Origin of the sequence: Pseudarthrobacter sp. NPDC055928, assembly GCF_042270935.1 — a bacterium.
GTDB lineage: Bacteria > Actinomycetota > Actinomycetes > Actinomycetales > Micrococcaceae > Arthrobacter.
The window spans coordinates 1-11,183 of sequence record NZ_JBHJZH010000035.1 but is presented as its reverse complement, the minus strand read 5'-3'; the positions used below and the strand labels follow the sequence as shown (position 1 = coordinate 11,183).

Here is an 11,183-nt window from a genome sequence, read left to right as displayed (position 1 = left end):
ACCCCCGCAGCACACACCGGTGATATTTCCACACACATCCTCTCGCCCGGTTCACCACTATCTGCCAAAGCACCGCACAGTTGCACTAGACGGACTTTGCCAACACGACCCTGGTCAGTCAGCGGCACCGAGACGGCCCAGCGGGTGGTACTTCCAGTGCGATCTCAAGAAAAACGTGGTCGATTGGGACGAGGACCCAATATCTATAGACCCGCCACAGGCCACTGCACTCCATCGCCGTCCGTGGCTCCCTTGTCACGCGTTCATTGACAGCAACTGTGGTCTCGCCATCACGACCATTCATCATCGTATAGCTGGTGCCATTTGCGATCCCGCTGCGACGTGGAGCACCTCGCCGGTGATGTTGCGCGCTCGCCTTGAGGCGAGAAAGGCTACGGCGTTGGCTACATCCACGGGCTCGATGAGCCGGCGAAGGGGCGTCATCGCCTCGAATTGGCGAGCGTAGTCTTCAACATACTCCTGGCTGCCTTTACTTGAGTTTAAGGGGGTGCGAACGAAGCTGGGGGCAACAACATTGGCGTTGACGCCGAGCGGCCCGAGTCCGAATGCCACTGACCGCATGAGCCCCACTATCGCGGCCTTGGACGAGGCGTAGGCAGCGTCGTCACTGCCGCTCAGCCATGTGCGCGACCCGATGCTGACCACAGTACCCTCCTGCTGCCGGAGCCAAAACGGCAGAGCATGTTTGATTAATCGCATGGGGCCCGCCACGTTTACAGAAAACGTTCGTTCCCAGTCGAGCATGTTCACGTCCGTGAGCTTGCTTCCAATCTCGATGCCGGCATTATTGATAAGCGCATCGAGGCGGCCCCAGTGAGAGTCCACAGCGGCCAGGGCCCGATGAACGGATGCCTCTTCCGTGATGTCGGTCTCTAGGGGCAGAACATTCCCTTGGAACTGTTCAGGCAGCTTACTGATTGCGCTTTTCAAATGCTCGGAATCCAGGTCGAGCATAGCGACGCGGAATCCGTCATTCAGCAGAACTTCAGAAATGACCTGTCCGAGCCCGCCTGCCCCTCCCGTTACGACTGCAACGCGTGCTGGTGTTGATTCTGTTTTATTCATGGCTATGCGGTGCTCTTTCTGTTCATATACTCAGAGCAATCCTCCGACGTTCTACATGCCCGAAGAGTCGAGACACCGGCATTGTTTTGCCCCAAAAAAGGTCGGCTTTATTCGGCCGTCAACAAGTACCCCAAATAACGTTCCCATTACTTCAATGTGTGCCATTTAATGGCCTCCGTGTCCCTCAGAGTCCTATACACATCACAAGCCTGAAACAGCCGGCGGCCATTACCGTCGCTGAGAATAAGCCATAGAAACTGGCCGTCGGCCGATGCAGCATCCACAACACCAGCCTGTGACGGTCCCGGACCGACTAAAACGACGGTATCTCCGGGAAGTAGGTCGGACCACTTGACGGATGTTGCGTCGTTAAGAGAACCCCGGGCCGGATGCCCGAATGGTAACGATTCCACAGACACTCCAATTCTTTCCATTTTGGCGACCGATATCCGACACTGCATTCCCGTTGAACCACGCCGCCGTCCCGCACATAACTAAGACTCTGGTTGCGGCCGCAATCATTCAATGTTCTCCTCGCATCGTCGCTTGTTGGCGCGCATCATACGAGGCAAGGGGTGGGCTGGTACGCGATAAATTTCCAGCTACCGTCTTCTTTGGTCCAAACTGCGAGGCAACTGTTGTTGATGGTTTTCTTTCTGCCATCTACGAAAAGGGAAGCCTTCATTTCGCCAATGACGAGGGCTGCATCCCCTACGATCACTATGCTGTGCACAGCAGTGTCAATGTGTTCGTAGCGCAGCGCGCCGGTCCTCAGCTTGCCCAGGTACTGGTCCAGGGTGTCGCGGTTCCCGCCTGAGTGCCCATAAATGAGATCCGCATGGCAAAGGTCTGCCAGAGTGTCGAAGTTTTGGGAGAGAACCGCGTCGTATCGACGCTTTTCCAAGTCCCGTATTTCTGCGTGCACCGGGATGGGCATCTGCGGCAAAGGTAGATTCCTCGTGACTAGGCATATGGGTTCCCCAAGCTTTTGGAGACTACTAAGTAATTGGCTCACCATGTAGGGCGGCGGTGAGCAGCCTTCGGATCCCTTCCTGGGTGACATCCCGCGGATTTGCGTAAGGGTTTCGCGTGGCGAGAGCGACGGCCCTTTCGAGGTTCTCTGCGGACAGACCTAGCTCACGCAGCGAAGCGGGGGCTCCAAGTTTAATGCTGAGGTCACGCAGGTAGGCAGCGGGGTTCTGCGCCCCGGTGGCCCGACGCAACGCTTCGACTGCGCCGGGAGCGGAAGGGGCGTTATAGGCGAGGGCATAGGGCAAGACGACAGTATGCGTTTCGGCATGGGGGAGGTTGAAAGTACCGCCCAATGTGTGGCAGAGCTTGTGGTGCAGGGACATCGTGGTGGCTCCAAGGGTCGCTCCGCAGAGCCAGGCTCCGTACAGTGCGTCGCTGCGATGTCCGATGTGTTGGGGATTTTGTGTGATGTTTGGAAGCGCGGTGACAAGAGCGCGGACCCCTTCTTCGGCCATCAGCGAAATAATAGGGGAACCGTCGGGTGCGTAGAGCGCCTCGACTGCATGGGCGATGGCGTTAAATCCGCTGGTTACTGACATGTCCACCGGGAGCGAGAGGGTCAGTTCCGGGTCGTAGATTACACTCGCCGGCAGCACGCGTGGGTCCTTGCCTGTCTTCTTCTCTCCGTCGGCGGTCAGTCCCCAGACGGGTGTCATTTCCGAGCCGGCATAGGTGGTTGGCAAAGCGATAATTGGTGTGCCGTATTCCAAGGCGATGGCTTTGCCCAACCCTGTTGTGGATCCGCCGCCGACGGCGATGCAGCCGTCGGCGCCAGCTTCGGTGGCGCAGCGCTGGGCGTCCCGGGCGGTCTCTATTGGGACGTGCATTTCTGCTTTGGAATAGACGCCGACGCTCAGTTCCCCAAGGGAGTCCGAGATTTCCTGGGCCAAACCCGCTTGGAATTCGGTAGCGAGAACAAGGACTTTTCTAAGGCCAAGTCTGTTCACTTCGTCAGCCAGTTTTGACCGGTATCCGGCGCCGAAGCTGACGCGCATGGGCAGCGATTGATAGAAAAACGGGGAAGGCACGGTGTTATCTCCTAATGCTCAGGGTGCAGGACGATATCAAAATGGCCGTGCCGGAAGGGGCTCTGGACCCCGTAATGTGCGGCGTCATCGGGGTCAGGGTTCTCCCTGAAGTCCTTGACCAGTGATGTCTTTACAGCAAAGACGGTGTCTGAATCGATATAGTCGCTGCCGCCGATAAAGATATGGGTGGTCAGCTCCCGGTAGCCCGGGGCGGTGACGAGAAAATGGATGTGGGCGGGGCGGAAGGGATGCCGTGCCGTGGCCAGGAGTAGTTTACCCACAGGCCCGTCTGTAGGGATGGGGTAGTACATCGGCACGACGCTGCGGAAATGGAATTGGCCATCGGAGTCTGAACGCAGGAGGGCCCGGCCGTTACCGATGCTCTGGGTCCCGGGCTGCTGGACGTCATAGAAGCCCTTTGTGTCAGCTTGCCAGATATCGATTACCGCGTTTGGGATAGGAGATCCATCGACGGAGAGGATTCTTCCGCTGACCACACATCGTGGTCCTTCACTTTCCGGGGAGATGTCATCACCGAGTGCCCGGCCAGGGGACTCGACCATGTGGAAGGGCCCTAGAACAGTTGAGTCCGTGGCGTCCGGAGTTTCTTGCCCGTTGATTGTTTCCACGAGCATGGAGACCCCCAGGACGTCAGAGAGCAGGATGAATTCCTGCCTGACATCCGTGCAGGTCTTCCCAGTTTTCGTAAGAAAGTCAATGGCCTGGTCCCACTCCTGGATGGTAGGGGCGACCTCCTGGACGAACGAGTGAAGGTGGGTAGTCAGACTGCCCAGGATCTGTCTCAGCCGTTCGTCTGGCGTTTGCGCCCAACTTTGTAACACCTCGGAGGTGAGGGTTTCGGCGTCAATGTTCGCTGCCATCTGTGCTCCCTGAGTGGTTGGTGGTCGGATTGGCGATGCCATGGCGGTGTTATTACGGGTTCGCAGCGACACCGCGGCCGTGAATGCTGTCGCGCATCTGCCTCATCCTTATATTGGCGATAGCCATAGCTCCGACTGTCGACCGCCCACACGATAGTTCGGGCGAGATCAGCTGCCGTAAGCATGAGGGCGGGTGAGTTGCGTAATTCGCCTCCTGTCATAGCGAGCGAGCTTTCGTAACCGTTCCCCAATAGGTTATGCGCCCAGCGCTGAAGTCCACCCGTCGTATTTCACCGGGCGAAACTGGGGCAAATTTCCTCTGCTTCCCGCTTACTGACTCACGACGACTTCTCTCGGGGGTACCTCCGTAGAGTTTACGTTTCGCTGGGCGGATCTAAAGCTGCACCCACTCTATTTTCTGAACGAAACTGTTTGCATCAATACCAGGCCTAGAGAAATGGAATCAGAATGGACGAGCAACTTGTCAACAGAATGAGAATTCGGGAAGTCGTCGAGAACTGGGCCATATACCGTGACGCGGGCGACTGGGACCGGTTCAGTACGGTCTGGCACACGGACGGCTGGATGACGGCCACTTGGTTCCAAGGATCTGCGCGCGAATTTATCCTCGCCAGTCAAAAAGGATTCGATGCTGGAGTTAGCATTCTCCACTTCCTGGGCGGAACCTCGTCAGACGTCGTAGGGCGGAGGGCTATCGCGCAAACCAAAATGACTATTTCACAGCGGGCGACTGTTCACGATGTTTGGGTAGATGTCACGTGCACCGGGCGCTTCTATGACTTCTTTGAACAGGAACACGGCGAATGGAAGGTCGTGCGGCGTCAGCCCATCTACGAAAAGGACCGTCTGGACGTTTTAGACCCGGCAGCTGCCCTTGTTTTGGACCAGGCGAAGCTCGACCGCTTTCCTGCTGGATACCGGCATCTGGCATACCTGCAGCAGGAAGTTGGCTACGAAATCAGGCAAGCTCTTCCTGGTCTAACAGGACCTGAAGTTGAGCTCCTATATAAGGAGGGCGAGGAGTGGTTGGCGGGATCAGCATCACCGGGAAGTCCACTCTGAGCGCAAATTAATCCAGCCTAGCCAACTCCAGGACCGTTTCCGGTGCAGCAGTCAGACCAAAGTGTCACCGGGCGTCACCGTGGAGTTGTCTGGACGGCATCCGCATAACGCGGGAAAGCGGGCCTGCCCCCCGGGGACGTCGTATGGGTAACTGTCAGCTATGAGAAGATCCACGACGTTCTTCCCTCACTGCAGGAGGAAGCGGGCAGACTTTCCGAAGCAAGGCTGGACTAGGCCAAGTATCTGCTGCCAACCAACCGCAAACGAATCGTCAGTTCGGATCCTATGAAAGTCAGCATCCACGGATACTGCTACCACCGATTGGGCCCCGACCGTGTTTCAAACGCCGATACTTGGACGCTATCTAAAGGTGACCGCTCCCAAAAATATCCGAAAGCGTGATCATACCTGTCCACAATAGCCGAATAGAAATGCAAAATGCCCAGAAATTTGACAATGGAGCCAACTATGTCGTCAGAGAATTTGATCACTATTGAAGCTCAGGACCGCATTTCAAGAGATTACCAGTTAGAGCAAGCCGCACTTGTGCTCAGAAGCAAAGCTGCAAATTGCGGCATACTTATAACAAGACACAGCTTCAGAACTTATACTGTCGCCCTGAGCCCGGACGTCGAATACGGACTCACCCATGAACTGGATTTGCTTTGCTGTGAACGAGAGCTCAGCAGGAGCGTGCGCGATACTACAGGCCTTGCCCCAGCGCGACTGCAGCGGTAGTCGCTTACGGCCTGCGCCCGCTCCTGACCTCGCAAGACTGCCAGATTCGCTATCGAACGGGAGTTCTTGCAGCTATGTCGAAGAGACCCCGACTTTCAAGAAAAAATGTACTACGAATGAAAGGGACTGCTCCCCATGCTCTCCACAGCGATTCGCTCGGGCAGCCACCAGATTATTTCAGTTGCCTTCGGTGCGACCTTGGTGCTCACGGATGAGGTCGGTGGCCAAGCGGCCCAGCTCATACCTATCGTTGCCGGTGACCATCGGGAACGCTTTTCACCGGCCAACACCTTGATGCTTAACAAGGCAGCGTTCTTCTCGACCGGGCACATTCTCTACTCGTACTTCTGCCAGCCGATGATGACAATCGTGCAGGACAGTGCTGGAAAGCACTCAATTCTTCCTACACCGCTCGGCTCCAAAGGCGGTCGCTCGTGGACGGCAGGGCAGCTCGGCAGGGACCTGCTGCGCGAGACAGCCAGAGATCTCGGTCTTCGGCCAACACAGCTGCCCTTCCCTTTCCAGGCGTTTGTCCACCATGACCTCGATGGTGCAGGACAGGTGTCAGCCGCACGAGGAAGTCGCGTCGGCGACACAGTTCACTTCCGCGCGGACCTCGACCTCACTGTTGCGATCATCAACAACCCCTATATTTTGGGCGGTACACCTAATGGCGCGGCCATCACGGTCAAGGTCGTTTCACGCAAGGGAGAGGCATGAAGAGGATGGAACAAAGCACGACACGAGACGCGATCCAGGACTTTGTCATCCCGGCCCGTCAAGGGCGAGCGTTCGAGGTAAGCGCAGGCTCGATAATCCGTCTCACAGATCTCGAAGGCCAACAGTGCGTTGACATCATCGCATTCAACCGGCACAACTTTGAAGAGAGAATTTCTCCCTTCAGTTCCATTTCCAAGGCAGGGAAAATCTACTTCACGACCGGGGATCAGGTTGTTTCCGACGATCTTGAAGCCCTGCTGACGATTACCTCCGATGACGTCGGAAGCCATGACATGATCTGTGGAAGCTGCTCTCCAGGAATGAACCGCAACCGGAACAACGGGTTGGGTGCCGGCAAGCGCACATGTCACGTCAATTTCGTTGAACAGCTCCGGGACTACGGTATTGCTCCAGAGGACATTCCCTATTCTCTAAACGTCTTCATGAACTATCCGATCGACACCGACGGCCTGGTTTCGTCCGCCAGCTGCAAGTCTGGGGCCGGATCAGCGATTGAATTCCGAGCCGAGAAGGACCTGCTTATCGCTATGTCCAACTGCCCGCAGGAGCTGACGCTGTTGAACGGATTCAACCCGACGTCCAGCAGGATCCAAGTGTTCCCGTCTCAGTTGTGACGGCGCACGTAGGTCCGTTTTACAAAGTCATGACGCGCTTCAAACATAACGCGGCTCCTGGCAGCTATGGCCAAGTGGTGCGGCCAAAATCGACGCCCCTCCCAGCGGATCCTCGAAGCCCTCACGCAGGCGTTCAGCCTCGACCCTAAAGGAACCGCATAGCTGCTGTCCCTAACCGTGCCTTGGTGGATGTCAGGAGTGGGTCTGGCTTAGTCCGTCGACGATGATGGTGATCATGCGGTCGAGCTGATTGCGCTGTCCTGGTGCTCCGGCGACGGACAAACTGCCCACCAACATGCCGCCGACGTCGAGCGGATTTATTCCAATTCGGAGTTCTCCAGCCTCGGCTCCGGCGTTAAGAAGCATCTGCAGGACCTGCTGCACCTCGTCGCAGACGGGTCCGGAGCCGAAACGCCCGGAAGCACTCATCGCTACCAGCGCTTCGCAGATGCCGCGCCGCGAGCCGGTCCATTCTGCAAAATCCAACATCCAAAGGTGCAGAGCGCGCGTTGGACTCTCAGTGCGCATAAGGTCGATCGCTTTGTCACGAAGCGGACGGATCTGGTCACGGTAGACCTCCTCGATCAGGTCTTCACGCGTCGGAAAATGACGGTAGAGAGTGCCGCTACCCACACCGGCACGCCTGGCGATCGCATCCAGCGAAATTGCCCGGTCAGAGGCGAAAACCTCTGCAGCTGTAGCGATGAGATGAGCGCGGTTGCGTTGCGCGTCGGAGCGAAGAAGAGGCTTGGGGCGTGTCATTGGGTGCGTCCGTCTCTATGCATGAATGGTAAGCGGGGATATCTCCTCTTAGTGTACTATCGTTTGTAAGCGGGGATGTCCCCGCTTATTGGATGGACCATACGGGAGATCATGATGTCACTCACGCTCAGCACGTACCGTCAGCTAGGAAAGTCCGGGCTGCGAGTCTCGCCGCTCGCTCTCGGAGCAGCGACCTTCGGCAATGAGTGGGGTTGGGGAGCAGAAAAAGGCGAGGCACGAAAGATCTTCGACCACTACGTCGAGCAGGGAGGAAACTTCATCGACACAGCGGTGACTTATACTGACGGCACTTCCGAGCGGATGCTAGGTGAATTTTCCAGGGGAGCTCGTGACCGCTTGGTCTTAGCGACGAAATACTCGACCCTTCGCCGGCCCGACGATCCCAACTCCGGCGGCGCCAGCCGCAAGAGCCTTTTCGGAGCGGTTGAGACCAGCTTGCGGCAGCTCAATACTGACTACATCGACCTGCTCTACCTGCATGTTTGGGACTCATCCACTCCCGTGGAGGAAATCCTCCGCGGACTGGATGACCTGGTACGGCAGGGCAAAGTGCTCTACGTAGCGATCTCCAACGCTCCTGCCTGGCAGGTCTCTCGCTTACAGACGATCGCCGACTTGCGGGGCTGGTCACCTTTAGTGGCACTACAGCTGGAATACAACCTAATAGAACGCACGGGGGAGCGCGATCTACTGCCTATGGCACGCGAGCTGGGCCTGGGAGCAGTGTTGTGGTCGCCTCTGGCGGGGGGCGTTCTGACCGGTAAGTACAGTCGGGCCGACTTAACACCGCAGCCATCTGAGGGCGAGAGCTCCCGCAGGGGTTTCAACGTTTCTCTTGGCGGTGTGACCGAGCGCAACCTTGCGATCGTCGAGGTGGTGAAGGAAGTGGCCAGCGAACTCGGTTGCACTCCAGCACAGGTCGGACTGGCCTGGACGCTGCAGAACCCGGATGTAACCGCTCCCGTCATCGGAGCGCGGACCATCGGGCAGCTTCAGGAGAACTTGGGAGCTCTGAAGGTCGATCTAACCTCTTCCCATGTGGCGCAGCTCGACGAGGCCAGTGCCATCGACCTTGGTTTCCCCCACGCAATGCTCGCCAGTGATCACATTCGCGTCCAGACCCGGGGCGACCTGGTCATCCAGTCCCGGACCTGAACATCAACCAAAACGAGAGGAAGTACATGCCTACTGCACTTATCACCGGCGGGACCAGCGGCATCGGAAAGGCCACCGCACACCTGTTGCACTCGCGGGGCTTCCGGGTAGCCGTCACTGGCCGGAATCCGGAGACTATCAATGAGGCCCGGCTCGACCTGCCCGATGACGTCCTGATCGTGCAGGCCGATTCCGCGTCGCTTGCCGACACCACGGAATTGATCGCAACTGTAAAGCAGCACCTCGGTTCGATTGACCTCCTGTTCTTGAATGCCGGGGTATTCTGGCCCGCCTCAGTCGTCGACGTAACGGAGGAGTCGTTCGACGCCCAGGTCGACATCAACTTCAAGGGTCAGTATTTCACCCTGCAGAAGGCTCTCCCTCTTCTCAACAACGGGAGTGCTGTCGTTTTCACTGTGGGAATTGGTTCCACACGCGGGGCACCGGGGACAACGGTTGGAGCAGCCACCCGAGGTGCGCTGCTGGCAATGCTCCCCTCGGTGGCACTTGAGCTGGCACCGAGGAACATTCGCGTTAACGCGGTTAGTCCCGGCGCCACTGCCACACCGTTGTTCGACAAGCTTGGAGTGCCCAAAGAGGCGCGCGAAGCAATGCAAGCTAACATTCCGCTGCAGCGGTTCGGAACCAGCGAGGAGATCGCCGAGGTCGTGGCCTTTCTCGCCTCGAATGCCGCCAGTTACGTGACCGGTCAGGAGATTATTGTGGCCGGCGGGTACGGCCTCCGGGCCTAATTTGCTCAATTCTCTATATTGCGGGCTCTGGTCCCACCCGCTCCGCTTTGAGGCTATAGCTCATTGCAGAGCGTGGGACTGATCTTGAGTCAGACCCGACATTTCCTGTCGGGTCTGACTTTTTCTAGCAGGCAGAAGATCTAAGGAGGCCGCGACGTCTGCACTGGCCAGTCCCATAGAAGAGCAGTCGGCCCTTGCGACGTGAAGTACTCAACAACACCGTAAATGCTCGTCACCTACACCGTTAGCCCTTCCTGAACTTCCCGATGGTTCCCCACATCGAATCCGTCCCTACCACCATCTTGGCGCCTGCCACCCGGGGGGGCAGGTCCGCGCACCTCGGATACGGTGGCCAGGACGCCGGGCAGGCCTGTGGTCCTCAGGTGCTGAAGAGCTTTCAGCCAGTCCATTTCAAGGCACTGACGCGATGAGCGGGGGACCGACAGCATCGTCAGGGTTGTCCTTGGCCTGCAGGCAGACCCGTTCGATAGCCCAGAAGACCGCTTCGGGGGTGGCGGGACTGGCGAGCTCGACTGTGCTGCCCCCGGCGCCGAAGGCGGCAACCGCTTCGCGCAGCGACTCCCTGACGCTGATGGCCAACATGAGCGGCGACTTGCCTACGGCTTTTGAACCGTAGACGACGCCGCTTTCAGTGGCGCGTTCGAACAGGTGAACGTTGAATTGCTCCGGCATCTCGGAAAAAGCTCGGCAGCTTATAGGTGCTTGCTGACTGGGTGGTCAGCCGTCCACTGCCGGGGCCGTCGGACACGTCCCACCGCAGGTCCTCAAGAGTCAGCCATCCCGCGCCCGGGACGTAGCCGCCCTCAATCTGCGACATCGATCAGCGGCGAAGGGCTGTCGCCCACGTCATTCACGATATCTGCCCGTAACTGCCGGTAGGCGCGTGAACCCGTCCACCTCCACTTCGGTGACGGCCGCCTCGTAACTGAAGTACTTGAACGGCTCGCCTTGCATGCGGGCGCTGTCCCAGTGCAGTCCCTCTGTCCGGTAGTACCCTGCTGCCCAGAGCTGGACCCGCTGGAAGTACGCGTCGCGTACCACTTCGGCGAAACTGAGGTCGCGGTCATGGAACCCGACCCCGGTGACTTTGCCGTCCTCGAACCGCACATCGTCGGGGTGGATGTTGAGCATCCGGCAACAACCTCCGCTAAGCGGGAACTGATCTGTTCGCAGACGTTCTTGACCGCCCCGCCATTCAGGTCCGCGCCTGAGCTGGCCGCGGTTCCTCGCTTGTATCTGAGGTTGGCTACCGGGTGTGTGCTGGGGGGG

The 11,183-nt window shown here is 58.1% G+C and carries 10 protein-coding genes and 1 pseudogene; 5 read left to right on the top strand and 6 right to left on the bottom strand.

Annotated elements, in window-relative coordinates:
* Positions 1-303: 303 nt before the first annotated feature.
* The 4 genes from ACFC25_RS22435 to ACFC25_RS22420 form a co-directional block, all read right to left on the bottom strand.
* A complete protein-coding gene (locus tag ACFC25_RS22435) occupies positions 304-1,086 on the bottom strand; it encodes an SDR family NAD(P)-dependent oxidoreductase (protein WP_376049255.1) in 783 nt (260 codons plus the stop codon).
* Between the two features lie 559 nt (positions 1,087-1,645).
* Positions 1,646-2,023 (bottom strand): nuclear transport factor 2 family protein, encoded by a 378-nt coding sequence (locus ACFC25_RS22430; RefSeq protein ID WP_376049258.1) that lies wholly within the window; start codon positions 2,021-2,023, stop codon positions 1,646-1,648.
* A 61-nt stretch (positions 2,024-2,084) separates the two neighbouring features.
* Complete coding sequence (locus ACFC25_RS22425; RefSeq protein WP_376049252.1) at positions 2,085-3,146, bottom strand: maleylacetate reductase; 1,062 nt, start codon at positions 3,144-3,146, stop codon at positions 2,085-2,087.
* An 11-nt stretch (positions 3,147-3,157) separates the two neighbouring features.
* Positions 3,158-4,027, bottom strand: coding sequence for a dioxygenase (locus ACFC25_RS22420; RefSeq protein WP_376049249.1), 870 nt, complete (start codon positions 4,025-4,027; stop codon positions 3,158-3,160).
* A 468-nt stretch (positions 4,028-4,495) separates the two neighbouring features.
* On the opposite strand from ACFC25_RS22420, the gene ACFC25_RS22415 reads away from it, so the two are divergent.
* The 3 genes from ACFC25_RS22415 (at position 4,496) to ACFC25_RS22405 (ending at position 7,203) form a co-directional block, all read left to right on the top strand.
* Entirely contained in the window at positions 4,496-5,110 is a 615-nt protein-coding gene (locus ACFC25_RS22415) for a nuclear transport factor 2 family protein (protein ID WP_376049246.1), read from the top strand.
* Positions 5,111-5,983: 873 nt separating this feature from the next.
* Positions 5,984-6,568, top strand: coding sequence for a DUF1989 domain-containing protein (locus ACFC25_RS22410; RefSeq protein WP_376049244.1), 585 nt, complete (start codon positions 5,984-5,986; stop codon positions 6,566-6,568).
* Positions 6,565-7,203, top strand: a complete 639-nt coding sequence (locus ACFC25_RS22405; RefSeq protein ID WP_376049241.1) for a DUF1989 domain-containing protein — start codon at positions 6,565-6,567, stop codon at positions 7,201-7,203. The genes ACFC25_RS22410 and ACFC25_RS22405 overlap by 4 nt, the downstream gene beginning before the upstream one ends.
* Positions 7,204-7,395: 192 nt before the next feature.
* On the opposite strand, the gene ACFC25_RS22400 is transcribed toward ACFC25_RS22405, so the two are convergent.
* Positions 7,396-7,965, bottom strand: coding sequence for a TetR/AcrR family transcriptional regulator (locus ACFC25_RS22400; RefSeq protein WP_376049238.1), 570 nt, complete (start codon positions 7,963-7,965; stop codon positions 7,396-7,398).
* Between the two features lie 114 nt (positions 7,966-8,079).
* On the opposite strand from ACFC25_RS22400, the gene ACFC25_RS22395 reads away from it, so the two are divergent.
* Positions 8,080-9,141 carry an aldo/keto reductase gene (locus tag ACFC25_RS22395; protein ID WP_376049235.1) on the top strand — a complete coding sequence of 354 codons (1,062 nt, stop codon included), beginning with the start codon at positions 8,080-8,082 and terminating at the stop codon, positions 9,139-9,141.
* 26 nt (positions 9,142-9,167) lie between these two features.
* On the top strand, positions 9,168-9,893 hold the full coding sequence (locus tag ACFC25_RS22390; protein WP_376049232.1) for an SDR family oxidoreductase: 726 nt from the start codon (positions 9,168-9,170) through the stop codon (positions 9,891-9,893).
* A gap of 411 nt (positions 9,894-10,304) precedes the next feature.
* Here ACFC25_RS22390 and ACFC25_RS22385 read toward each other — a convergent pair.
* Positions 10,305-11,183 (bottom strand): annotated as a pseudogene (locus ACFC25_RS22385) (molybdopterin cofactor-binding domain-containing protein); the annotation flags it as partial.